The sequence below is a fragment of the Gammaproteobacteria bacterium genome (genome assembly GCA_016199745.1).
Taxonomy (GTDB): domain Bacteria; phylum Pseudomonadota; class Gammaproteobacteria; order Acidiferrobacterales; family Sulfurifustaceae; genus JACQFZ01.
Genome location: JACQFZ010000050.1, coordinates 31,250 through 56,428 on the forward strand (window position 1 = coordinate 31,250; position 25,179 = coordinate 56,428).

The 25,179-nt window shown below is 58.8% G+C and carries 23 protein-coding genes; 5 read left to right on the top strand and 18 right to left on the bottom strand.

All coding sequences use genetic code 11. The features are described from left to right. Positions 1–5: 5 nt before the first annotated feature. From HY308_13305 to HY308_13315, 3 genes are all read right to left on the bottom strand, one after another. Positions 6–554: a histidine phosphatase family protein gene (locus HY308_13305; GenBank protein ID MBI3899255.1), complete on the bottom strand. Its 549-nt coding sequence runs from the start codon at positions 552–554 to the stop codon at positions 6–8. Between the two features lie 285 nt (positions 555–839). Beyond that, positions 840–1,286: an SRPBCC family protein gene (locus HY308_13310; GenBank protein ID MBI3899256.1), complete on the bottom strand. Its 447-nt coding sequence runs from the start codon at positions 1,284–1,286 to the stop codon at positions 840–842. A 275-nt stretch (positions 1,287–1,561) separates the two neighbouring features. Further along, on the bottom strand, positions 1,562–2,410 hold the full coding sequence (locus tag HY308_13315; protein ID MBI3899257.1) for an isocitrate lyase/phosphoenolpyruvate mutase family protein: 849 nt from the start codon (positions 2,408–2,410) through the stop codon (positions 1,562–1,564). A 693-nt stretch (positions 2,411–3,103) separates the two neighbouring features. Between HY308_13315 and HY308_13320 the strand changes: the two genes are divergently transcribed. Further along, on the top strand, positions 3,104–4,231 hold the full coding sequence (locus HY308_13320; GenBank protein MBI3899258.1) for a beta-lactamase family protein: 1,128 nt from the start codon (positions 3,104–3,106) through the stop codon (positions 4,229–4,231). 39 nt (positions 4,232–4,270) lie between these two features. Here the strand turns inward: HY308_13320 and HY308_13325 are convergent, their stop codons facing one another. The 3 genes from HY308_13325 to gstA form a co-directional block, all read right to left on the bottom strand. Further along, complete coding sequence (locus HY308_13325; GenBank protein ID MBI3899259.1) at positions 4,271–5,020, bottom strand: response regulator transcription factor; 750 nt, start codon at positions 5,018–5,020, stop codon at positions 4,271–4,273. A gap of 12 nt (positions 5,021–5,032) precedes the next feature. Continuing rightward, the gene (locus tag HY308_13330) at positions 5,033–7,378 is read right to left on the bottom strand and encodes a CHASE2 domain-containing protein (GenBank protein MBI3899260.1); all 2,346 of its coding nucleotides are present in this window, start codon (positions 7,376–7,378) and stop codon (positions 5,033–5,035) included. A gap of 296 nt (positions 7,379–7,674) precedes the next feature. After that, positions 7,675–8,283 carry a glutathione transferase GstA gene (gene gstA / locus HY308_13335; protein MBI3899261.1) on the bottom strand — a complete coding sequence of 203 codons (609 nt, stop codon included), beginning with the start codon at positions 8,281–8,283 and terminating at the stop codon, positions 7,675–7,677. 151 nt (positions 8,284–8,434) lie between these two features. Here gstA and HY308_13340 point away from each other — a divergent pair, with 151 nt between their 5' ends. The 3 genes from HY308_13340 (at position 8,435) to HY308_13350 (ending at position 10,051) form a co-directional block, all read left to right on the top strand. Continuing rightward, on the top strand, positions 8,435–9,355 hold the full coding sequence (locus HY308_13340; GenBank protein ID MBI3899262.1) for a LysR family transcriptional regulator: 921 nt from the start codon (positions 8,435–8,437) through the stop codon (positions 9,353–9,355). Between the two features lie 82 nt (positions 9,356–9,437). Further along, a complete protein-coding gene (locus tag HY308_13345) occupies positions 9,438–9,587 on the top strand; it encodes a hypothetical protein (protein MBI3899263.1) in 150 nt (49 codons plus the stop codon). 14 nt (positions 9,588–9,601) lie between these two features. Beyond that, on the top strand, positions 9,602–10,051 hold the full coding sequence (locus tag HY308_13350) for a YaiI/YqxD family protein (protein ID MBI3899264.1): 450 nt from the start codon (positions 9,602–9,604) through the stop codon (positions 10,049–10,051). A gap of 175 nt (positions 10,052–10,226) precedes the next feature. Here HY308_13350 and choX read toward each other — a convergent pair whose 3' ends face one another. Continuing rightward, complete coding sequence (choX, locus tag HY308_13355) at positions 10,227–11,177, bottom strand: choline ABC transporter substrate-binding protein (protein MBI3899265.1); 951 nt, start codon at positions 11,175–11,177, stop codon at positions 10,227–10,229. A 17-nt stretch (positions 11,178–11,194) separates the two neighbouring features. Next, a complete protein-coding gene (gene betC / locus HY308_13360) occupies positions 11,195–12,715 on the bottom strand; it encodes a choline-sulfatase (GenBank protein MBI3899266.1) in 1,521 nt (506 codons plus the stop codon). Between the two features lie 94 nt (positions 12,716–12,809). On the opposite strand from betC, the gene HY308_13365 reads away from it, so the two are divergent. After that, positions 12,810–13,742, top strand: coding sequence for a LysR family transcriptional regulator (locus HY308_13365; protein ID MBI3899267.1), 933 nt, complete (start codon positions 12,810–12,812; stop codon positions 13,740–13,742). 107 nt (positions 13,743–13,849) lie between these two features. On the opposite strand, the gene HY308_13370 is transcribed toward HY308_13365, so the two are convergent. The 10 genes from HY308_13370 to HY308_13415 form a co-directional block, all read right to left on the bottom strand. Further along, positions 13,850–16,150 carry an ExeM/NucH family extracellular endonuclease gene (locus HY308_13370; protein MBI3899268.1) on the bottom strand — a complete coding sequence of 767 codons (2,301 nt, stop codon included), beginning with the start codon at positions 16,148–16,150 and terminating at the stop codon, positions 13,850–13,852. 485 nt (positions 16,151–16,635) lie between these two features. After that, a complete protein-coding gene (bmt, locus tag HY308_13375; GenBank protein ID MBI3899269.1) occupies positions 16,636–17,685 on the bottom strand; it encodes a betaine--homocysteine S-methyltransferase in 1,050 nt (349 codons plus the stop codon). 155 nt (positions 17,686–17,840) lie between these two features. Continuing rightward, entirely contained in the window at positions 17,841–19,871 is a 2,031-nt protein-coding gene (locus tag HY308_13380) for a DUF4445 domain-containing protein (GenBank protein ID MBI3899270.1), read from the bottom strand. A gap of 166 nt (positions 19,872–20,037) precedes the next feature. Further along, positions 20,038–20,949, bottom strand: a complete 912-nt coding sequence (locus HY308_13385) for a methyltetrahydrofolate cobalamin methyltransferase (GenBank protein MBI3899271.1) — start codon at positions 20,947–20,949, stop codon at positions 20,038–20,040. Beyond that, complete coding sequence (locus tag HY308_13390; protein MBI3899272.1) at positions 20,946–21,965, bottom strand: methylenetetrahydrofolate reductase; 1,020 nt, start codon at positions 21,963–21,965, stop codon at positions 20,946–20,948. Before HY308_13390 ends, HY308_13385 begins: the two co-directional genes overlap by 4 nt. Further along, complete coding sequence (locus HY308_13395) at positions 21,962–22,459, bottom strand: methylenetetrahydrofolate reductase C-terminal domain-containing protein (GenBank protein MBI3899273.1); 498 nt, start codon at positions 22,457–22,459, stop codon at positions 21,962–21,964. Before HY308_13395 ends, HY308_13390 begins: the two co-directional genes overlap by 4 nt. A gap of 3 nt (positions 22,460–22,462) precedes the next feature. Further along, positions 22,463–22,798, bottom strand: a complete 336-nt coding sequence (locus HY308_13400; protein MBI3899274.1) for a virulence factor — start codon at positions 22,796–22,798, stop codon at positions 22,463–22,465. Continuing rightward, complete coding sequence (locus HY308_13405; protein MBI3899275.1) at positions 22,786–23,403, bottom strand: DUF1638 domain-containing protein; 618 nt, start codon at positions 23,401–23,403, stop codon at positions 22,786–22,788. The genes HY308_13400 and HY308_13405 overlap by 13 nt, the downstream gene beginning before the upstream one ends. A 13-nt stretch (positions 23,404–23,416) precedes the next feature. Next, positions 23,417–24,130: a cobalamin B12-binding domain-containing protein gene (locus tag HY308_13410; GenBank protein MBI3899276.1), complete on the bottom strand. Its 714-nt coding sequence runs from the start codon at positions 24,128–24,130 to the stop codon at positions 23,417–23,419. 372 nt (positions 24,131–24,502) lie between these two features. Further along, positions 24,503–25,060, bottom strand: a complete 558-nt coding sequence (locus HY308_13415; GenBank protein ID MBI3899277.1) for a hypothetical protein — start codon at positions 25,058–25,060, stop codon at positions 24,503–24,505. Positions 25,061–25,179: the final 119 nt, after the last annotated feature.

Consider the following 25,179-nt stretch of genomic DNA (forward strand, 5'->3'; position numbering starts at 1 on the left):
GGTTGTTAGACTTTTTCATAAACGCTCACGCTCCAATATTTGCTTTGGGGTCTTCCGCCTCGCCAACCCATGGCGTTGAGCTCTTTGGCAATCAGATGATTCATGATGCCATGGCCGACGAGCAGAACAGAACCTTGCGCCGAAAGAGCAATGAGTTTGTCGGCTGCGGCCTTGGCGCGACGTCTGGTGGCTCGGATCGACTCGGCGCCTCTGGAATAACCGAAGAACCAAAGCATGCGAAATATCGCCGCCCAAACAAGTGGGGGAAGCCAAGGGTAGCGCACGAGTGCAAATGGAAGCTCAGCCTCGCTAAATAGGGCGTCTACGACCGCGGGAACCTTGTCCAGAGCGCGCGCCGATGACAACGCTCGGCGCGCAGTACTTGAAACAACAATAGTTGCTGACTTCATTAGCTCTGTACTTTTGTTTGGGATCTGCCCGATTTCAACTTCAGAGCGATCGTAATGTTCGATCCATTGCGCCATCTGAACTGGTGCAATCCAAACATCCAAGGACAAGTTCGGCTTTCCATGCCGCATGAGCATGATCGTCATTGAGGAGAGAACCTAATGAATGATAAGGGCTCCCCCCTGCCCCTAACGGCATCAACGTGCCAGATTGAAGTCGGTTCAACTCAATCAACGGAACAGGAGGAGTCGGCCATGAACGTTACTGCGATCGGGATTGATCTGGCAAAAAACACCTTCAGCGTGCATGCCACGGATGATCGAAGCAAAACGGTGTTTCGTAAAAATATCAGTCGCGCCAAGTTGTTACTCTTTATGGCCGAGCAACCAGCGAGTCGGATCGGTCTGGAAGCCTGTTCGGCGGCACCAATGCTAGCCGGGAATCTCGGCTTCGACGAGTTGCGCGAGAAGAATGAGCGATTCTTGCCAACCGAGATAGCAAGCCTCGGCCGGAATGGCTGCCGGTATCCCTTCTTGGACGATGTTCACGTCAGTACCGCAAAAAACTTTCTTCAACGATATCGTCGTCTGCATTTCTCCGGGCAAGTTCGGGTCGTCGAATTTGTCGGTGTGACGGATTCGTTCGTTGGGTACTAGTTCTAGATACTTTCCGCCGAACGAGTGGCTGTGGCCGGTGGTGAAGTTGGTGAATGACATCTTAAAGCTACCGCCGACTTTCGGATCTATTTGGTGAATCTTTCCGGTAAAACCATTCGGTGGAAGCCACTTGGCCAAGGCGTCGGCATCGAGAAACGCCCGATAGATTCTCTCTGGGGTAGCACGGAGTACACGGTGAAGCTGGACGGCATTTGTGAGCATGGTGACTTCACCTCTCGATGGGTTGTGATGCTTAACGCTGTTTTAAACCGGCGCGGAGCGCAACTCCAGAACATTAACAGACATTCGTCTTCTGCTCTTTTGACCCCGTTGATCATAGTTGAGCTTTCATTCTTCCGTTGACGCTGAGTCACGAGCGGCCGGTTGTATTCCTCGGGGTTATCGCTCTCACGCAATCTTATGCCGCCGGGTTTCAGCGCATCAAAGATCTCTTTCAGTGCCGCTTGCCTGAGATCGCACGCCGCTCGATGAATGGGTTAGCTACCGCTTGCCGTGGTGGAAGCACGAAAAAGCGCATTGAGCTCCCGTCCCGCTGAGCCGACGAATCCATCGAACTTACCTTCGTCCGCCAACAATCGCGCGGCGCGCATGAAACCAAGCCATGCTGAGCTCGCAAGCGCGCCACCGACACTCACCCGCCGCACACCCAAAGCGGCGACATCCGACACCGTAAGCTCGCTCGCCCAGCCGATAAGCAGATTCACCGGCTTTGGCGCAACGGCGTCGACCACAGCAACGATCTGCTCGCGAGTGCGTAACGCCGGCGCATAGAGACAATCCGCTCCGACTTGCGCGTAGGCTTTGAGCCGCGCAATCGTCTCGTCAAGATCGGGGCGGCCCACCAAAAAGCACTCGGCACGTGCAACCAGCAGGACCTCGCCCCCTGCCCGGTCAATGGCTTTGCGCGCCGCGCGCAACCGCTCCACCGCCACGTCCAGCGAATGCAGTGGTTGCGCCGCATCGCCCGTAGAGTCTTCTATCGATAGCCCGGCAATGCCAGTCTCAACAGCAAGGCGCACGCTCTCCGTCACGTCCGCCGCGTCGAGCGCAAACCCGCTTTCGAAGTCAGCATTGACGGGCAGATCGGTAGCATCCACCAACTGGCGTAGGTGTCCGAGCACCCTATCGCGAGTGATGCCGCCATCAGCGTATCCGCTCGACCAGGCAAAACCGGCACTGGTCGTGGCCAGCGCTTTGAAGCCCAAGCTCTGCAGGAAACGCGCACTGCCTACGTCCCAGGGGTTGGGAATGACGAAGCATCCTGTCTCGTGCAGTTGTCGGAAGGTACGGCGCTTGTCGGCGATGCTCGGACGAGTTGAGGTCATGGATACTCCGATGCAATGGGTGGCAGTTGCGCGGCGGCTAACGCGTCAACGTCTAAAAAATTGATACCGCCCAATCGATATCCTCGTTTCGAAAAAACTAGGGCGGCTACCAAACGTGTTCGTGTCATTCGTTCAATGTTGAACCTAATACGCTTATCCGTTTCGTGCAACGGACAAAAGAATGGACCGCCAAATATAGATGCGGCTTCAAGAACGTTCCTTTTTTCGGGTTCCGTTTTTTATTAGCTCGGCGATTCGAGCAAGTGGACACTTGCCTTGTTAAACGTCCCAGCCTCCCTCGTGAACGATAATAAAGAACAATTAAGCCATTCAACTGACAAAAGTGCCTTGCCACAACAAAGCCATAGGGCTTAAGGTACCGCCCCTTACGGTCACGTGGCTTTGCCCTTTCGCGCCCCGACTCGGGTTCCTGGGAGAACGAGAAATGCCGATGGAACAAAACGACACCGGTCAACAATGCCGGTTCAGGTCTATGCCTCGGTACTGCCCGAAAACTAAAAGCACATACCTAAATTAGAGAGAGAGGACCCAGTGTTCACTGATTTACGACAGCAATCGGCTCGTAGGAAGAAAAACCGAATCCGCGCCGCCTTCGTCGGCAGCTTCTGTTTGCTGCTGGCAGCTTGCGGCACCTTGTCGCACCGGGAGCTGGACGCTAACGACGAAGCGGCGATGCACTATGCTGGTGGCGACCTGCGCTCGGAAATCACATCGCTGGCGCAGCCGCTGGTCGAGCGCGGCGAAACGCCCGGTATCGTGGTTGGCGTGTTATCACCGGACGGTGCGATGCAGTTTTTTGGATACGGCGTTACCGATGAGGGCAGCGGTATCACCCCCAACGGCGATACGATTTTCGCCTTGGGCTCTCTGAGCAAAGGATTCTTGGGTGCGCTCGCGTCGACACTGGTGGCAGAACACGTGGTCTCGTGGGATGACACGCTGGCACAGTTGCTGCCGCCGGAACTGCCGCTCAGCGCCGATGCCAAGAAAATCAGCTTGTTGCAACTAGCCACGCACACCTCCGGCTTACCACGCCAACCGATGACGTTTCAGCAGTGTCGTTACTTCACGCAATTCCTATTTACCGGCAAAAATTTCTATCGCCATCTCGACGCCGATCAGGTGTTCAACTATCTCGCCGATTTTCAGGTCCCGAAAAAAATCGAGATCCAATATTCGAATATCGGTTACGGACTGCTGGGGTATGTTCTCGAACATCGCACCGGTGTGCCGTTAGCTACGCTGCTAAAGGAAAAAGTACTGGCGCCGCTAGGCCTGCAGAACACCGGCTATGTGCCGGAAGAATTACCCGGTTATACCACTCGCGCCCACGGTCATGCCGGCGATCAACCGAAATTCATTGCGCGCGGTCGGCATGTTCCCGAATGGCAATTTACCGAATTGATGAAAGGTTCCGCTGGCGTGTATTCAAGCGCGAGAGATTTGCTGACGTTTGCCGCCGCCCATCTCGACGCCAACGGCACGCGGCCGAACCCGGCGCTAGTCGATGTGTTGCAAGTGCGAGTACCGCGACGCACGGAAGCGGCGGCGGTGGCGTGGATGGTCGACGAGATTCATGGGCAACATATTACATATCAGTTCGGTGTCGTTGCCGGTTACACCAGTTATATCGGCCTCGATATCGATCGGCATACCGCGGTCGTCGTGCTTCAGAACAGTTTCAACTGGACCGACCGCATCGGCCATAAATTGTTGGCGCGAATGGCGTACGCCTACGATCAAACGCTCGCTAAAAAATCCGCCGCTGCCGAGGACCATAGTGCGGCGAAGGCTCAATAAGCTGACCTGAGGAAACCGTGGACGCGGTTTACAACAACCTCACTTGTCGGCGACTGGTTCGGGATTGGAACTGCCGCCGCCGGTATCCAACTCGGACCGACCGTCGCGCAGTAGCTCCAAGCGATAACCGATGCCATACACCGATTGAATCTGCCAATCGTCGGCATGAAGTTGACGCAGCTTCGTCCGCAGGCGACTCACGTACATATCGACGGCGCGCGTCTCGATGTTCGGGCCAAAACCCCAAACATCCGCCATCAGTTGCTCGCGCAAGATCACCTGACCGACACGCGTCGCCAACTGCCAGGCGATGGCGAATTCTTTTTCGCTCGGCGACAACGAGCCGGTATGGGTTTTCAAGGTCTGCGACAGCTGAATCAAGGTAACGCTACCGACTTTCAGCAGGCTCTCGCGATCGGGCAACGCTTGCGTGCGTCGCATTACCGCGCGTACGCGCGCGAGCAATGTCAATTTCTGCACCGGTTTGACCAGATAGTCGTCGGCACCGGCGTCGAGAATGCGGACGATGTCCTCTTCGCGATCGTGTACCGTTTGAAAAATTACCGGCAGCGACGCGTGTCGCCGGCCGCGCACCCAACGCAATAAGTCGTCTCCGGGAACGTCCGGCAAGTTCCAATCGAGGATCAGCAAGTCGGCCGGTTCAGCTTCGAGCGATTTGATTAAGCTGCGTCCGTCTTCGAGCGCCTCGACGCGATAGCCTTCACCCTTCATCCAATGCGTCAGCAATGCGCGCTGCGCACGATCGTCTTCGACGATTAATACCTTCACGATCCCCCCTTCTTAGTCGGCCAAACTAAATCCTTCGGCCAATACCGGCAACCGTACTTTGACTTCCGTACCGCGACCGGCGGCGCTATCGATCTGCAACGTGCCGCCGTGCTTCTCGACGACCACTTTAACGAACGTCAGCCCAAGTCCGGTACCGCCGCTCTTACCCTCGCGCAATCGCTGATAAGGTTCGAACAAACGCGGCAATTCGTTGGCGGCGATACCGGTGCCGTAATCGCGCACATGGCACACCCAATCTCCGTGCTGGCGCTCGACCGCGACCCGGATCGTGCCACCCGGCGGGCTGAACTTGATGGCATTGTGTACGAGGTTGGCCAACATGCGACCGATTAGATTGTGATTGCCGCGCATGGCAGCGAGCTCGGGCAACTGTTGATCGATCCGCACGCGACGTTCACGCGCTAGCGGCCGCACGAGATCGATACCGGTTTCGGTCGCCTGCGTGAGATCCATGACGTCGAACTCGCGCGGATTGCTGGTCGTAGCATAAGCGAGCTGCAAAAACTCCTCAGCCAGCGACAGTGTGTGCCGAGCGTAGCGTTTGATCTCGTCGAAGCGTTCGTTGTCGTTGCTCTGCTCGGCGGCTTCGCTGCGCAGCTCGATGAGCGCGAGGATCGATGCCAACGGCGAGCGCATGTCGTGCGACAGAAAGCGCAGCAGCTCTTCGCGTTGCTCCTCGACCCGCCGCAGCGGTGAAATGTCGGCCAGAGCGACGATAGCGCCGACGCGGTTGGCGCGCTCGTCGGCAATCTGCCGACAAGCGAGCCAATAGTGCTCGCCGTGCGGACCGGTAAGCTCGCGCGAATGATCGGTTGTCCAATCTGCTTGCGCCAAGCCGGCACCATCAACACTGCTAAATTTATCGAGCAAGGATCCCAACTCGCGGCCACGGATGGCGTTCGCGTCAATGACGCCAATGGCGCGAACCGCCGGCGTGTTGGCGAGCACGATGGCGCCGCGCGGATCGCTGACGATAACGCCGATCGGCAGGCCTTCGATAATGTCGCCGATAAACTGCCGCGCCACCCGCAATTTCGCCGTCGCCTCCTGGATCGCCGCCAGTTGTTGATCGATCAACGCCGGCGGCTCATCGTCGTTGCCGGGCTGCCCGAGCTCCGACGCAAGCACACCCGGTTCCGACCGCATCCGATTGAGCTCGAGACCCACGAAACGATAGGTCGCTGCCAACCGGCGCCAGGCCCACAACGGATAAGCAACGGCGATTGTGACGACGAAGCTCGCATGCGGCAGCCAAATGCCGCCGATGCGCAACAGCACCCAACTTAATAGCGATACCAAGCAAATTGCCGCCCAGGTAATGGCAAATGCGCCGCGATCCGGCAACGCCAGAAACGAAAGCAGCGTCAACAACACCAGTCCGACCGTGATCGATGCCGTCGCCGTCGCCGAAACGACCGTGGTCCAGCTTTGGTGCCGCAGCGTGTTGATCGCATTGGCGAACAGCTCCAGGCCCCACATCGTCCGCCCTTTCGGCCAGGAACCGGGTACCACAACCGACGCATCGGCCAGGCTTGAACCGATCAACACGATCTTCTGATGGAATTGCACGGGCGCAATTTCGCCGTTGAGAATTTGCCGGGCCGAGTAGGTTTCGAAACTATCGTCGGCGCTGATGAAGCGCAGATACAGATGCTGGGTTTCGCGCCAACCACCGGCGGGATCCGACGGTGTCGGCACCGGCGGTAACTTGTCGGGCATGGCACCGTTGGCCACCTGCAGGACCGACAACACGACATGCGGCCACTCGATATCGCCATTAGTGATCATCAGCGGCAGACGTCGCGTCACACCGTCCGGATGCGTTACTGCCTTGTCGTGACCGATGGCGGCGGCGAAATTGGCGAGCGTCGGCATCGGTAGACGAAAACCTCGGATCGTGTCGCGCTCAGTCCGCAGAAAGATCGGCAACACCACCTTGCCGTTGTGCCGGATCGCCGCCGATAAGCTCTCTTCGCCCCGATCGTGCAGATCCGATACCGGCATCGGCACATCGAGTAACACCGCCGCCGGTAGGCCAAGCGTCAAACGTTCGAGCAGCTCGGCACTATCCTCTTTGCTCCACATCCGCCGACTCAAGTCGCGCCGATCGAGCGTATCCGGCTCGATCGTAATCAGCACGACATCGTCCGGAACCGGCAATGTTTGGCGAGCGACGATCGAGTCGTACCAAAGCGCATCGAGCGGCGAAAGCGTTTCGTACGTGGCAAGAACGCCGGCGACGGTGCACAAGACTACTGCCAATAATATCCACTCGCGCCGCACCGACATCGGCACTGCCTGCAAACGTGCGGTTAACGAGGTTCGACGCGGGTTCATCCTGTAGCAGAATACCCGGAGTCTGATTCACGTGGCAGGGGTCCAGCCGTTTACTGGCGCCGCGTGATGGTTCGGCACCGTGGATTTAACGTTCGTGCCGACTAATTTTCTGCATCACCAGCGACGTGTCCTCGACTAACACCTTGATCAGCGATCTCACTTCGCGATGACACAACAACGGCGCCGCCTGGCCCGATCACAACGACAGCAAGCCAGTCGGTATGTTTCCACGTGATTGGATCTCGTACATTGATAGTTAACGTAGGGCGGACGGGTCCGCCCTACCTAACTAAGTGTTAATTTAGCAAGCCTTCCGCCTTCAGCGCTGCTCGCACCGCCGGTCGCGCTGCCACCCGCTTTAAGAAACTTTGCAGCTCCGTCAGGTCCGACAGATCGAGGCCGACGAATTTAGCCCAACCCGTGACCACGAACAGGTAAGCATCGGCAGCAGTGAAGCTATCGCCGGTCAAGTACGACTTGCCGTGCAGTTGATTCGATATCCATTCGAACTTCTTGTGCAGCGCTGCCGTTAGGATCGCTTTGTTCGGTGCATCGACGTCCGGGTTGAACAGCGGCGCGTAGCCTTTGTGCAGCTCGGTGGTGATGAAGTTTTGCCATTCCATGACACGGTAACGCGCCATGCTGCCGGCCGCCGGCATTAGATGGTGGTTGCCGGCGTTGTCGCTGATGTATTGAGCGATAATCGCGCCTTCGCTTAAGCGCTCGCCGTTATCCAGCTCGAGCAACGGCGTCTGCCCCTTTGAATTGATCGTGTAATAATCCACGCCGTGCTCAGTCTTGTGCGTGTTGGTGTCGACCCGTTCCAGTGAAAACGGCAGCTCGGCTTCGCGCAGGATGATGTGCGGGGCAAGCGAACACAGGCCGGGGGTGTAATAAAGCTTCATCGATAGACTCCTCTAATTTTTTGAAAGGTGCTTTCCACCGCTGTCCGACAAAGCGGCACAGATAGGTGGGATGTGGTGTAGGCTATTTGTGATCAGTCGATGGATAAACCGCCGGCGGATCACATTTCCTAATACACGGTGTAACGAATCGATGACCCGACAATTCGACGATGTCTTGATTGGCAGCATCGAGCTCTTTTGTTTGGCAGCAGAACTGGGCAGCTTTACCGACGCCGCGGCGGCCGCCGGCGTAACGCCGGCGGCCTTGAGTCGATCGGTATCGCGCTTAGAAACGAGGCTGGGTGTACGACTGTTCGTGCGCACGACTCGACAAATTCGCTTGACCAACGGTGGCCAGGTGTACTTCGAGCAGTGCCGGCAGGCGCTCACGCAGCTGGCAGACGCCGAGCGCGCCGTTACCGGTCAACAAGTGGCGCCATCGGGCACGCTACGCATCAGCATGCCGACGACCTATGGTCACTATCGCGTGCTGCCGTTACTGCCGACGTTCCGCGAACGTTATCCGGCGGTCGATGTCGAGGTACATCTCAGTAACCGTAATATCGATTTCGTCGCCGAAGGCTACGATCTTGCGATCCGCGCCCGCACGCCGACCGAATCGAATTTGATCGCACGGAAACTGGAAGACGCCGAATTGGCAGTAATCGCCACGCCGGCCTATCTCGACCGTGCCGGCATGCCGACGTCGATCGACGCGCTGCGCGATCACACTTGCATACAGTTCGTGTTACCGAGCAGCGGCCGGCAGATTGCTTGGCTATTCCGCCAGGACGGCAACGATGTGGAGGTGGCGACGGAGGGAGGTTATTGCTGTTCGGAGGACATACTGGGATGCATAACGTTAGCGCGTAACGGCGCCGGGCTGTTCCAGACGTATCGGTTCATCGTCGAGCAAGACTTACGCGGCGGCACCCTGATCGAAGTACTGCAGCCCTTCGGCGGCCGATCACGCCCGTTTTCGCTGCTTTATCCCCATGGCCGACATGTCCCCTTACGGGTCCGCGCATTTGTCGATTTTCTGCTGGTGGCGGTCGGCGAACATCGGTCCTAAAGCACCCTTATTGCGCTTAAACCGCCAATACCTGTAAAGCGGAGTACAATCGAGCCAACTTCTATCATCGTCGAGAAAGACATTGGCCAAACCCAACTATCAATTCGCAAAACGCCAGAAAGAACTCGCTAAGAAAAAGAAACAAGAAGAAAAACAAAAGCGCAAATCGCTCAAAAACGACGCCGAGCCGGTAATAGACGGCGCGCCTCCTACCGATGTCACCCCGAAGTAAGAAACAACCAACGCATGCAGATATGGGTAGATGCCGACGCCTGTCCGATCGTTATTAAGGAAATTTTGTTTCGGGCGGTGGAACGGGTTGGCATCAAGTTGACCCTGGTAGCCAACCAACCTCTGCAAGTGCCGCCGTCGCGTTATGTAACGGCGATGCAAGTGCCGGCCGGGCTCGACGCGGCAGATCGGCGTATCGTCGAGCGGGTCGAGCCGGGAGATTTAGTAGTTACCGCCGATATTCCACTGGCCGCCGACGTGGTCGCGAAAGGCGCGCTGGCGTTGAATCCGCGCGGCGAACTGTACACGGTCGACAATATTCGCGAGCGTTTAGGTGTACGCAATCGTATGGACGAGTTGCGCGGTATGGGCATCACGACCGGTGGCCCTGCGCCCCTCAACAAAAGCGATCGGCAGGCGTTTGCGAATGCGTTGGATAAAATCTTGGTGCGGCACAAGAGCTGATACTAGTGGACCTGACCGACTGAAGCTCTTCCCCTCCCCACGAACCATTCCCTCTCCCCCGAATTTTTCGGGGGAGAGGGGGACGTTTCTACAGAGGCGCGGTTCCACGCGCCCCTCTCCCTAACCCTCTCCCCGCAAGCGGGGAGAGGGAATATTTAGAGTAGTACCCTGTCCCTTAATTTATTCCCAATACCCGCTTCACCGCCGGCAACCCGTCTGCACCATCGCGCGTTTGCACGCCCGCCAACCAGGCGTCTAACAACGCCGGACGATCCTTCAAGTGGCGCATGGCCGACTTCTTGGCATCGACTTTATTCTCTAGCACGTCGGTAATGATCTGATTTTCCAAATCGACGTTGAACGCTAACTGGCGGAACAAGCGACCGACATTCGGGCATTGCGCCTCGTAGCCTTTGCGCATCACGGTATTGACGGAGGCGGCACCGTAGTTCGCACCGAAGTAGGCATCACCGCCGGCGAGGTAGGTGATCTTAAATTTCGTGTTCATGAGATGCGGCTCCCAGCCGAGAAACACGATCCATTCCTTGTGGCGGGTCTTGCGCGTGACTTGCGTCAGCATGCCCTGCTCGCTTGACGCCACCAATGTCCAACCGTCGAGCCCGAACTCTTTCGCCTTCAGCATGCGTTCGATATTTTGATTGGCCGGCGCGCCCGATTCGATGCCGTAGATCTTGTGATCAAACTTGTCGGCGAACTTGGCGAGATCGGCAAAACTCTTCACACCGGCATCGGCGACATAGCTCGGCACGGCGAGCGTGAACTTGACGTTCTCCAGGTTCGTGCGCAGCAACTCAATCGATCCCTCTTTGATCTTAGGCTCGACCATCGCCTGCTGCGCCGGCATCCAATTGCCGAGAAATACGTCGGTCTGCCCTTTTGTCAAACCTTGATAGGTCACCGGTACGGCGATGCGATCGACATGCTGCTCGTAACCGAGCGCGCCGAGCAACACCTCGGCAACCGCGTTGGTGGCAGTGATGTCGGTCCAGCCAGGATCGGCCATACGTACCTGCTTGCAGGAATCGGCTTCAGCAGCGAATGCGGTCACCGACATTGCACTGATCGCCACCCACGTCGATACCGCCAACAACGACTTCGTCAACATAGTTATGTCCTCTGGGTTTACTTGCTGGAAATTCGCGGAAAACGCGCCATCGCTTCGAGCGTGTCGAGATCGATGTGGTTGCGCATGTAACGTTGGCTGGCGTCCTGCAGCGGTTGATGGTCCCACGACTTGCGCGTGCCGACGTTCTGCGCGGCAAAGTGAAAATGTCGACGCCGCTGGCTGGCGATCACCTGTTCACGCAAACGCGACAGGTCCCATCGTGTCGCCACTTCTTTGCGGAACTCCTCGATGACGGCAGCGGCGGACGGCTGCGGCGCCAGATTGTTCAACTCGTCGGGATCATTCACCAAGTCGTAGAGCTGATCCGGATCGACCGGTGAATGCACGAACTTATAACGACCGGTACGCATCATGATGATCGGCGCCAACGCCCCTTCCGCCAAATATTCGCCGATCACCTCGTCATGGCCGTTTCTTCCTTGTAAATGCGACAACAAACTGCGGCCGTCGATTGACTCGGGATACACCGGTTTGGTCGACGCCAAATCCACCAACGTCGGCAAAATGTCGACCAACGACACCGACGCGGCGATGCGCCGCGGTTTGAAGCGATCGGGTGCATGCACAATCAACGGTACGCGCGTCGCGCCTTCGAAGAAGTTCATCTTGTACCAAAGTCCGCGTTCACCCAGCATGTCGCCGTGATCGGCGAGCACGATAATCACCGTGTCTTGCGCCAACCCCGCCTGTGCCAACGTCTTGCGAACGCGACCGATTTGCTCGTCGACGAACGATACGGCGCCGTAGTAAGCACGGCGCGCATTGCGGATCTGCTGCTCGGTGATTGGCGTACGATCCATGTCGCAAACATGCCGCAACCGTTGCGAATGCGGATCGAGTTGCTCGGGCGCAAGCCGCACGCGCGGCATGTCGATTTCGTCGTCGCGATACAGATTCCAGTACGATTCCGAGATCGCGTACGGATCGTGCGGATGCGTCATCGACACCAGCATACAAAACGGACGCTGGTCGTCGTCGCGGGCGATGTCGAACAGCTTCTGTTGCGCGGCGAATACCACTTCTTCGTCGAAATCGAGCTGGTTGGTGCGCACGCACGGCCCGGCCTCGGTCACCGAGCTCATGTTGTGATACCAGCTCGGTCGTTCCTTAAACCGTTCCCAATCCGGCGTCCAACCGAAATCGGCCGGATAGATGTCGGTGGTCAGCCGCTCTTCGAAGCCGTGCAACTGATCGGCACCGCAAAAATGCATCTTGCCGGAGAGAATCGTGCGGTAACCGGCGTGACGCAGGTAATGTCCAAACGTCAACACCTCCGACGGAAACTCGGCGGCGTTGTCGTAGGCGCCGATCGCCGACGGCAACTTGCCCGACATGAACACATAGCGCGACGGTGAGCACAGCGGGCTGTTGCAATACGCCGAGTCGAACACAACGCCGTCCTTTGCCAAGGCGTCGATATTCGGCGTCTTACTGACCTTGTTACCATAGGTCCGCAACGCTCCCGGCGTCAGCTGGTCGGCCATCAGAATAAGAATGTTAGGTTGGTGTTTGCTCATGTATTGATTGTTCAAGGGTTACGTGGCCACTATCATCACCTCCTAGAAAACGGTGTGAAGACGATCTTTCTTCATGCCCCGATAAGGACCTGTTATGGCAAAACCGCAACGCCTGCCGCCGCTGCAATCGCTGGTCTATTTCGAGGCCGCCGCGCGCCTGCTGAATTTCACCGCCGCCGCCAACGAACTCGGTACTACTCAACCCGCTGTCAGTCACCGCATCGGCGATCTCGAACAAGACCTGGGCACGCCGCTGTTCAAACGCGAGCACCGCGGCGTTTCGTTGACCGCCGCCGGCGTTCGGCTATATGAAGCAGTGCACGAGAGCTTGGGCACTATCGGCGTCGCTGCCGCCGAGATCCGCGCCTGCCGTACCCGCCAAGTCCTCACGGTCGCAACCGATTTCGGTTTTGCCGCTTACTGGCTGATGCCGCGCCTCGGCGCGTTACGCGCATTGCTGCCGGAGCTCGACGTCCGCATTGTCACCGCCCAAAGCGAAATCGACGCCCGCGTCGAACCGGTCCACATATCGATCCTGTTCGGCACGGGTGAATGGCCCGGTTGCGAGTCCGAGCGCTTGTTTCCGGAAATCGTCGTGCCGGTGTGCAGCACGGCGTTCTACGATCGCCATCGCCTGACCGGAGACCCGGCCGAGTTGGTGCGATTGCCATTGCTCCATCTAGAACGTCCGGCGCCGAGTCGTTGGCTGGCATGGGACGACTGGTTCGCACTGTACAAGCTGCGCGGCGATGCGTCGGCGCACGATCTGACGTTCAACAACTACCCGCTGGTGATTCAAGCGGCGATGGCCGGGCAAGGCGTGGCGCTCGGCTGGTTGCCGTTGGTGGAAGAAACGCTGAGCAGCGGCCAACTACGGACCGCCGTCGATAAACCGGTGCAGACGGAGCGGGGTTACTTCTTGGTGCAGTCGTTGCCGGCGAAACGGACCGAATTGCTGCGGGTGTTTCGGCAGTGGATTACCGCCGAGTGCGAATCGGCGACGTTGAAAGGTGGAATACCTAAATGATCCGCTGCAAGGTCGGAGTGATTAAATAAAATTCATTCCGACTCCGCGCAGAGTCCCCTCTCCGCCCGAGCGGGAGAGGGGTGAAGTCAGAAGTTTCTTTCCATCGATCACGGATTTAGACCGATGATCACCGGATCGTGGTCGGAAGCGCGATAAGCGTCGGCGTTGTACAGCAGATTGATCTGGTTGGCCGTTTTGAACTCGGTGTTGTAGTCGAGGACGTGTGGCTCATCGCAGTTGTCGTGCCACTCGGTAATTCCCGTCACCTTGGCAGCCAAACTCTTATTCGCCAGCGCATGATCCAGATAACCGGACTGACCCGTGAAAAGGTAGGAGTAACCGCTGGCAGCACCGATATGGGCATCGATCAAGTCCGTGTATCCGCCGTTCTTGATAGCGCTGACCGGGTCTTCTTTGGCATACGAATTCAAGTCGCCGATGATGAGGAAGTCCGGATCGCCACTGTGCGTGGGATCGGTGGCAAGCCAGTCGACCAGTGCCAACGCCGCGTTCTTGCGCGTGATATTGCAGTTGCCCTGACCGTCGCCGGTGTCCGGATCGTTCACGTCCGTGCAAGCGGATCCTTTGGACTTCAGATGATTCACGGCCACGGTCAACTTGCCGCCGGTCGATAACTGGACAAAGGTCTGCGCCAGCGTCGGGCGGTTTTTGGTGTCGTCGAAGCGCGGATCCATGGCGGCGGTTAGCAGCTTGGCGACACCGCTGGCACTCACTGTCTGCGTGCGATAAATGAGGCCGACGGCAATCTCGTCGGTGCCGATCTTGGCCACGCCCGGGTTGATGTAAGCGTAACTAGTCCCGGTGGGCGCCGCGGCGTTCAAGCCGTTGACCAGATCGGCGATGGCGCTGGTCGAACCGTAGCCGTCATTCTCGATCTCCATCAAGCCGACGATATCGACTTGCATGGCGCTGATGGCGGCGATGATCTTGGCGCGTTGGCGTTGAAACTCCTGGCTGGTGTTGGCACCGCGACTGGTCGGGAATCCACCGCCGTGGCCGTCGCCGTTGAAGTAATTGAGCACATTGAAGCTCGCCACCTTCAACGAGCCGCCGACACTCGCCGGCGCTGGGCGACGTGCATTCGCCGCGACGAAGCTCAGTGCCTGCGTTAGCTGCACGCGGTAAATACCGGCCGCGTCGTCGATCACGCCGACTAGGTTCGCCACGGTGTCACCGACGCGCAGCGTGTTGAGCGCTGTCAGTCCCGGCGCTGGATATTTGATCGGGTCCGGATTCTGAATGCTCAAGCCGTCGTCGATCACGATGCGGTTCAGATCGTTAGCCGCTTGCTGCGCATTCGCTGCTGGTCCGGGCGATGCGATATTGGTCGGCTGCTGCAGACGACCCCCCGAGGAAAGCCATACCTGACCATAGCGACCGAGGTCGTAGTTTTCCGTTACCGTGAGCGTCTGCGGCAGCTTAATGCGCATGCCTTCATACCGTTCCAGTGCGTCGGCGGCAGCGAACGGCAGCTGCACCGTCAGCAACGTCGGCAGCGGATTACCGCTGCTGATAACCGTCGTCGTGACGTTTGTAAGCTCGGTCAGGCCGTTGAATTCCGCCACCGTACCGGTCACTCGAACGAGATCGCCGACATTGACGTTCACGCCAGCGCCGCCGGTGTATACGAACAAACCTTCGGACGTGAGCACGTTGCCATCGGCTTGCGCGTCTTCTTCCTGAATGAAGAAGCCCTTCAATTCGTTAGCCGCCTGAAAGTCACCGACGACGATCGCCTCGAGAGTGATCGTCTGGCCGAGCATCGGGCTGGCGGCGCCGGCGCCTTGCACGTCATGTGTAAACGGGCCGCCACAGTTAGCACTATGACTGCCGATGCCAGCGAACGTATCGTTGGCGTACCCGTCCCATTGGCCGGCGGGACTGAAGCTATCGGCGCCGTTCGCGTCGCCGGTGCAGACCGTATTCTTACGGCGAACCGTATTGTCGGTGGTACTGACGTTGCCGGTACCCCACTCCGTGCCCGGATCGAATCCAATCTGGCCGATCACGTCGACCGCCACGCCGCCGTTGACCAACGCCACCGCGTCGTCGCCGTTATACCAATTGCCGGCGGTGGTGAGATTCGCCAGCGATTGCAAACTGGCCGCCGCCGAACTGTGCGCCACCACATACACCGCACCCGACGCCAGCGTACCGCTCAAACTAATGGTTCGTCCGGCCGCTGTACTGCCGTTGAAGTAAAATTTCAGCGCATAGGTATCTAGCGATACCGGCGCGCTACCGGCGTTGTAGATCTCGACGGCTTTGTTGTAGCCGCTACCTTCGACATATTCCGAGATGAATACATCCGCCTGGACGACTAGCGGGAGGGCTAGTAACGGAACCAACAGGAATCGCGATACCGCACCGAACAGACTGTCCTTCATTAATTTTCTCCCTTCGCATGAACATGAATCCGATAACGAACGGCAGCGGCATATAGCCGTCGTCGAAGTTCATCACGCTAAGAGGATGGAGTTACGGTTTCATTAATTCGGAAACAAATCTCGATGGATATTTAGTGACGATCTTGTGTCGGTCAGTTGGGAGTTGCTATACGAATGGCGCCATCGCGTTCGCCGATGGCCAGTTGTCGACCGGTCACTGGGATGATCTGGATAATATATGTAGGGCGGTGGGCAACCGGTAACCCGGATGGAGCTGATCTTACAAACCGCATCAGTGTACCCACTCCCCTCTGCCTTTAGGGAGAGGGATGGGGCGAGGATTAGCGTAAGCCGAAGGCGCACGTTCCCGGATTACGACGCTTCGCGCCTCCATCCGGGCTACAACAAATAGTGGCGCTCAGGCGGATGATTCCACGAACTGGGCGGTCACTTCCCGCACCCGTGATCTCTCCCAGAGGGATCCATCATTCGCCACGGCGGCGTCCACGTTGGCGATTGAGGTTAGCGCCGGGGGCAGCTCCGGCAAGCGGATCCTCTTCGCCGCGCCATTGTGCGCGCGCACCGTTCGACACTTCACCGAGCTCTTTGACAATCGTATCGAGGTCGGGACGCGAGCGGCGTGTGTGTTGCTCCAAGGCGACGCGCATCGCCCGTAGATGCTCAGGCGACGTACCGCAGCAACCGCCAATGATGCGTGCACCGGCATCCAACACCATCCGCGCGTACTCGGCCATCAGCTCTGGCGTGCCGTTATAACGAATCGCGCCGTCGACGTATTGCGGAATACCGCAGTTCGCCTTGGCTACCAATACCGTTCCCGGCTTGGCGGCGGTCGCAAGATTGACGATACAGGCGACCACTTCCGATGCACCGACACCGCAGTTGGTACCGCAAGCGAGCAGCGCCGGGTTGGATTTTTGAATGAGCTCGGCCAAATCCTTCGGTGTGATACCCATCATGGTCCGGCCGTTGGTGTCGAAGCTGAGCGTGCACACGATCGGCATGCCGGTGGTAGCAGCGCCGGCGATGGCCGCTTCTACTTCTTCGCGCGCCGACATGGTTTCGATCCACAACACATCAGCACCACCGCGCACGAGCGCCGCCGCTTGTTCGGCGAACGCCGCCTTGGCGTCGTCGAAGCTAAGCGGACCGATCGGCTGCATGATTTCGCCGGTGGGTCCGATACTGCCGGCAACGACGACCTCGCGACCGCTGGCATCGGCTTCTTGGCGGGCGATGCGGGCGGCGGCCTCATTGATTTCGCCAACGCGGCCTTCGGCCTTATGCAGTTTCAAACGATAGCTGTTGCCACCGAAGGTGTTGGTCAAAATGATATCGGCGCCGGCATCGACGAAGCTGCGGTGCAGATTGGCGATGCGGTCGGGATGCTCGAAGTTCCAGAGCTCCGGGGCGTCGCCAGACATGAGGCCGGCGGCGAATAGATTGGTACCGGTGGCACCGTCGGCGAGCAGCCACGGGCGGGTTTCGAGGAGCTTGGCAAGGCGGTTAGACATGAGGCAGCACTATCCTAGTTAGCGTATGTCTCCCTTTGTACCGTCCTCATCGTCACACAGCAAGCGCTAACGCGGCTTACTTATATATGAGAGCTTATCCGCCGCGTAAAAGCCCTGATAGAACGGCGGATAAGTTCCTCTACATCTTTATCTTCCTAACGCCGACCCCGTCGACCGCGATGGCCACCGGCGCCAGAGCCGGACGAATCGGCGGTCGATGTCTTCGGCTCGGGCAAGGTGACCACCTTGCGCAAATTGGGGAACGGCGCCGTTTTATGCGGAATTGCCATGGCGTCGACGAAAAATTCTTGAAAGCGCGGTTCGATGGCGGTTTCGATTTTTTCGATACGACGCACGAGCTGTTCAATGTCAGTACGCGCGCGACCATCGAGCAAGGCAATACGAGCACCGGTACCGGCAGCATTGCCCGCGGAACTGACGTTCTCGACCACGCAGTCGGGAATCATGCCAAGCACCATCGCGTACTTCACATCGATGTGGCTACCGAAAGCACCGGCCAAGCGAATGCGATCGACGGTGGCGACGTGCATGTGCTCCATCAGCAACCGGATGCCGGCGTACAACGCTGCTTTGGCAAGTTGAATGGCGCGCACGTCGTTCTGGGTAATGCGCAACGCCGTGGCACCGTTATCACCGGTATGCAGCAAGTATGAGAAGGTACGACGGTCGGCCTGAATGCGCGAGCTCTTTTCGGCCAAACTGCCGTCGATGGTGCCGTCTTGCAGAATGATACCGGCGAGGTACATCTCGGCAATGATTTCAATAATGCCGGAACCGCAGATACCGGTGACGCCGATTTGAGTAACAGCGTCAGCGAACCCAGGCTCGTTCGACCAAAGATCGGAGCCGATGACTTTGAAGCGCGGTTCGAGCGTGACTGGATCGATGCGTACGCGCTCGATGGCACCCGGCGCAGCGCGTTGGCCGCAGCTGATCTGCGCGCCTTCGAACGCAGGACCGGTCGGACTTGAACAAGCGAGCAAGCGCGAGCGGTTGCCGAGGACGATTTCGGCGTTGGTGCCGACGTCGACCAGCAACGTGACTTCATCGGCCAGATCGGGACGCTCGGCCAACACCACGCCAGCCGCATCGGCACCGACGTGGCCGGCGATGCACGGCAACACGTAAATGCGCGCGTTGCGATGTATATGAAAATCGAGCTCGACCGCCCACAGCGTAATCGCTTTGTCGGTGGCGAGCGCGAACGGCGCGCCGCCGAGCTCGGTCGGATCGATGCCGAGCAATAGGTGATGCATGATCGGATTGCCGACGAAGGTCGCTTCGAGGATGTCGGCGGTAGAGATGCCGATCTGTTGGGCAACGTTCTCCGCCAATTCGTTGAGCGCGGCGCGCACGGCGGCGGTCATTTCTTTTTCGCCGCCGGGATTCATCATCACGTACGACACGCGGCTCATCAGATCTTCGCCGAAACGAATCTGTGGATTCATCACACCGGCGGCAGCAACGACTTCGCCGCTGGTGAGATCGCACAAGTGCGCGGCGATCGTGGTCGAACCGACGTCAATGGCGATGCCGTAGGCCTTCTCATGGAAGCCGGGCCAAACGGCGATGATTTGGCTGCCGCCATGGACGGCGACCGTGACGTTCCAATTGCCCTTACGCAGCGCCAGCTGCAATTGCTGGAGGACGCGGATGTCGCAAGCGAGATTGGTCAGACGCCATTCGAATTCAAGCGCGTCTTCGAGCCGGCGCAAATCGCCGGATGGATCATGCATGTCGGGCTGCTGCACTTCGATATAGTGCAAGCGAACCACCGGATCCATCTCGATGTCGTGCGCCTCGGCGGCTTTACGCACCACCTGCCGATGCACCTGGCTGTCGGGCGGTACGTCGATGACGCAATCGCCGAGAACCTGGGTCGAGCATGACAACCGGCGCCCATCCGCCAACGGCTGGCGCGTGCAGTAGTCGCGCTCGACGTCGCTGAACGGCGTGAGATTCTCAGCGCGCGAGGTAACACCATGTTTGGCGAACTCACCGGCGGACAGCAAAACCTGACAGCGCCCGCAGATACCGCGGCCGCCACAAACAGAATCGATATCGACGCCGAGCGAACGCGCGGCTTGCAGTAACGGGGTACCGACAGGGAAACGTCCACGACGTCCCGAAGGCGTAAATACGACTAACGGATCTTTCTCGCTCACCGAAGTTTTTTCACTCTCTACAGACCACTGCTAAATACTCTCTCGCGTCGAGCTGGAGAGACTCGGTGCGAAAAGCGGATGTCAGGCATCCTGCAACTGCAGATCAATACCCCGCCCCTACCCTCTCCCCGCTCGTTGAGCGGGGAGAGGCACTACTACAACTATATTAGACGCGCCGACGCCGACCAACTTCACGGCGACCGCGACCGGCTTCACCGTCGGCGCCCGGAACAGGTTGCTCGCGGAAGCGGCGGATCCAGCGCGCGCAATCCGGATCGTGGCCCATCATGACATCGGCCGCCATCACCGCTCTGACGACTTCTTCGTGCAATGGGTTCGTGATCGACGAGGTCATGCCGGCAGCCATCGTCATCGTCAGGAACGCGGCATTGATGCCGTTCCGCTGCGGCAGACCGAAGCTGATGTTGGAGGCGCCGCAGGTGGTGTTGACCTTGAGCTCGGTGCGCAACCGATGCAGCAGCCGCATCACCTGCACGCCAGCCTGATTGATCGCACCGATCGGCATCACCAGCGGATCGACGACGATGTCGCTGACCGGAATGCCGTGATCACGCGCGCGCTCGACGATCTTCTTGGCGACCGCGAAACGCACGTCCGGATCTTGCGAAATGCCGGTCTCGTCGTTGGAGATGGCGACGACCGCGGCGCCATACTTCTTCACCAGCGGCAACACGGATTCCAAGCGATCTTCTTCGCCCGTCACTGAATTCAACAGCGCCTTGCCCTTGTACACCTTCAGACCGGCTTCGAGCGCCGCAACGATCGACGAGTCGATACACAGCGGCACGTCGGTGATCGACTGCACCAGCTGCAACGTCTTCGCCAAAATCGCCGGCTCATCGGCCAGCGGAATACCGGCGTTGATATCGAGCATGTGCGCGCCGGCTTCAATCTGCGCGATGGCATCCGCCTCGACGCGACTAAAATCGCCGGCGGCCATTTCCGCGGCCAGCATCTTGCGGCCGGTCGGGTTGATACGCTCACCGATGATGACGTACGGACGATCGAAACCGATCACCACCTCTTTGGTGGCGGAACTAATTACTGTGTCTGTCATGAGGCTGACCTTTGCTGTTGAATGTCTTTGTCGCGGCCGGGGTACCACGGGATGCGGCCTTGCAGCACACCGGATTTATCGATCACTTCGGCGACGGATTCTTCCTGGCGATACGCCATGACGTGCACGCCACTCACGCCTTTAATTTCGCGCAACTGCTGGACGATCTCGATGCAGATCTTGCGGCCCTCAGCCGCCTGATTCTCGGCGCCGGCCATGCGTTTAATGATCGCATCGGGGATGTGGATGCCGGGCACGTTGGTGCGCATCCAGTCGCCGGCCTTGGCCGATTTGATCGGACCGACGCCGACCAGGATGAACACCTTGTCGAGCAGGCCGAGATCTTCGACCTTGGTCATGAATTGCTTCATCAACGGCAGGTCGTAGCAATATTGCGTCTGAATGAATTGCGCACCGGCGGCAACCTTCTTCGCCAGGCGATGCGGCCGCCACTCGAACGGCAGACCGAACGGATTTTCGGCGGCGCCGAAGAATACGCGCGGCGACGATGTCAACTTGCGGCCGCTTTGAAATTTTTGTTGGTCACGTAGGCCGCGAGCGATTTCGAGCAGGCTCATGCAATCGAGATCGAACACCGGCTTCGCCTGTGGATGATCGCCGGCCTGCACGCCGTCGCCGGTCAGGCACAGCATGTTGCTGACGCCCATGGCCGAGGCGCCGAGGATGTCGCCTTGAATGGCGATGCGGTTCTTGTCGCGGCAGGAGATCTGCATCACCGGCGCGTAGCCTTGGCGGATCAACAGCGCGCACACGGCGACGCTCGACATGTGGCAGTTGGCGCCGGAACCGTCGGTGGCGTTGATCGCGTCGACGTAGCCGTCGAAGATGCGCGCGCGTTTGTAAACTTCCTCGGGATCGGCCGAGTCCGGCGGATCGAGCTCGCTCGTCACCGCGAACACGCCGGCGCGCAGCACGCGCTCCAAGCGGCCCGGCGATACGTGGCCCGGCAGAATCGGATACGGTTGCCCTGGAACCGGTTCGTCGTCGAACTTCATGCCTTGGCTCCCGCTTTTGCTTTTGGTTTGTCCTGCTCAGCCACGTAACCGACCTTCTCGCGCACTACGCGCAGGAACGACGACTTGCCTTGCAAGCGGCGGTCGACGGCAAACTGGACAACGCGGATGTTGGCCGGCCCCTTCTCCATGCGCTCGCTGCCCTTGAACCCCTCGACCCAGACGCACTTCATCTCGGGCTTCACTTCGCAATTGCCGTTGGCGCGCACACCGCCGCACGGGCCGTTGCGCAGATTCTTCGGGCAGTTCATCGGGCACGACATGCCGGTCGAGCTCAGCGCGCACTGGCCGCACATCTGGCAGTCAAACAGAAAACCCTTCACCACTTTTTCGATCGCGGCCACCGGCTTGTCGGCGCGTTCATAGCCGACGAGCTTCCAGAACGGGTGCAACGCCACGAAGATCTTCTCGACGAAGGCGTAGAAAATCTCCATCCCGCGAGCATGACGTACTGACCAACGGCGTACGGCGTACATTCGTTATCCTTCCTGTTCGCCGGAACTGGTGCCGGCGTTGTTCTCGTTCAAACCTTTGGAACGGATCAGCCGATCAAGATCGGCGTCCGTGTACGCGGCTTCGATCCGCGCCGCCTCGGCGTTCGCCTCGGCCTGCAGATCGGCACCGCACTCGCGCGGCTCGGCGCGCTTCCAGTCGGCGAGATACGCATCCGAGCTGCCACGACCGGCGCGCATGGCAGCGCGATCAATCGCCTCTTGAAAACGGTGCGACAACTGCACCTTGGCGGTGTCGCGGCCCTGCTTCACGACCACCTGCGCCGGGATATCGCGCCACGAAATAAGAATCAGTTTTGCCACGAGGTCACTCCAACTGCGAAACGCTTCAAACTATGTTGCAAGTCGCCGTAACCGGTACAGCGGTGCTCGAAGCTTAAGCCCAACTGCTCGGCCGCCGCGCGCGCTGCCAGCACCAGCTCCGGGGATTCCACCTGCGCCAGATATACCAACCGCCGGTAGTTGCCGAAGTACTGCTTGGCGAGCTCGGGATGACGATCGAGCCCGAGACCGCGAATCACCAAACGATCGAAGTGACGGGCGAGAAAATCGGTGAGATAAAACGTGCCGGGCTCGGCCTCGTGCAGCGCGTCGAACGTCGTGTGGGTCGCGAAAAATTCGTAGCAGTGAGCGCCGGGAATACGCTCGACCCGCTCCTCGATCAGCACCGCGTCAAGCATGCCGCCGGTACCGCAATCGCCGTAGGCCACGAAGATCGCGGCGTAGCGGTCACGGTTCTCCTGGATCTTGGCGCGCACCGCCTCAGGGATCTGATTCGGCGTGTTGTGCAACTCCGCCGGCAGGCACTGCACGTCGATGTGCGGCCAACCATTGATCTTGCGCAGCGCGATGATCTCGTGCGCCAGCGCACCGCAGGCGATCACGAGTGCCGTTGCTTCGGTACCCATGATCGCCTGTTCCTTAGTGTGCTGCTGCCTTGCGGGCCGCGCGACGCTGAGCGATCAGCGTCTTTGCCGTTTCCACCGCAATCGCGGCGTCACGGCAGTAGGCATCGGCTCCAACCGCTTGGCCGAAGGCCTCGTTCAGCGGTGCACCGCCGACCAGCACGATGTAATCGCTGCGGATGCCCTTTTCCTTCATCGTGTCGATGACGACCTTCATGTACGGCATGGTGGTCGTCAGCAACGCCGACATGCCGAGGATATCCGGCTTGTGCTTGTCGATCGCTTCGAGGTACTTCTCAACCGGGTTGTTGATGCCGAGGTCGATCACTTCGAAACCGGCGCCTTCCATCATCATCGACACCAGATTCTTGCCGATGTCGTGGATGTCGCCCTTCACGGTACCAATGACCATCTTGCCGATAGGCTCGGCACCGGTCTCCGCCAGCAGCGGCCGCAGGATCTCCATGCCGCCCTTCATCGCGTTCGCCGCCAACAACACTTCCGGCACGAACAAAATGCCGTCGCGGAAGTCGATACCAACGATGCGCATGCCTTCGACCAATGCGTCGTTCAGAACCCGGGACGGGGACCAACCACGATCTAGGAAAATGCGCGTGGATTGTTCAACCTCTTCCTTCAGCCCGTTGTAGAGGTCGTCGTGTGTCTGTTCAACCAACTCTTCATCGCTAAGGCTGTTGAGGTCGAGATCGTCTTGCGGAGCCTCGGCCATACGGATCTCCTATGATCAAAGTAAGTCAATGTTGTGTAAGGGGTTAAATTTCAGACTGGGCACTCTGCCGTGACGTTTGGAGCCACGATAAAAGGCTGACTGAATGGATAAATACAGTAGTTGTCGCGTACCGGGGCTGCTGCCAGGGCCGCGACCCACGCTTGTCGAGCAACGACAAGTTGGTCGCACTTTGGCATTTGCCTCACCATTAACCGTAGATCGCTATGCTCCTTGTTCTCTCGCGAAGAAGCAAGGGTACGCCAGCCGCTTTTACGCCTAGTCCTACCATGTAGTGTTTGCTACGCCGGGTAATCTTAGTTCGCCGATAACGGTTGCCGGATCGCCGCAATTACCTCCTTAAAACTGCCACTGTTAGCTGTCAGTACCGCCGAACTCCTGCAGCGACGCGATCAGCCAATCGCTGAACGCGCGTGCATACCCGGCGGGGACAACCAAATCATATGAAGGGGTATCGTCCAACCTATATATATAGGCCGATATCTCGGCGACCACGGTTTGGGCGCACATTCCGCTGCTAAAGACCGCCGGGTCGATATCGAGACGACAGCCCTTGCGCAACACAGCATGGGCGCTTGCGCCTGAAAGCCGCAGTACCACGCGCGCATGGCTCTGATCGCTGACATAGGCAAGCCCGGCAATCTTCGAACTTAGCTCGGGCAGAAACTGGTGAGCGACGGTCGTCAGCAGCATCCAATAGCCCGGCGCCGTCGGCAGCGCGGTAAACAAAGGCTCGCACGTCACCTGCCCGGGGCGCATCGACAATCCCAAAGCACCGGCAACAGTTTCAGCTTGGTGCGGCAGCGCCAGCAGTTGATAAGTAGCGACGTCGCGGCGCTCGGCAATCGTTACACCCGTATCCCGGCGGTTGCCAAGTCCGGCGACGTCTTGCAGCGGATAGATTCGCGTCAACTCAAGCTAACCGCCTGGTCAAACAATGGTTTTTGCGCCAGAACCTACCTCGCGGCGGGTATGCCCTCGCACCGTTAGGAGAAGTGCCGACGACCGCGATTAATCGTGGTCGTCGGTTA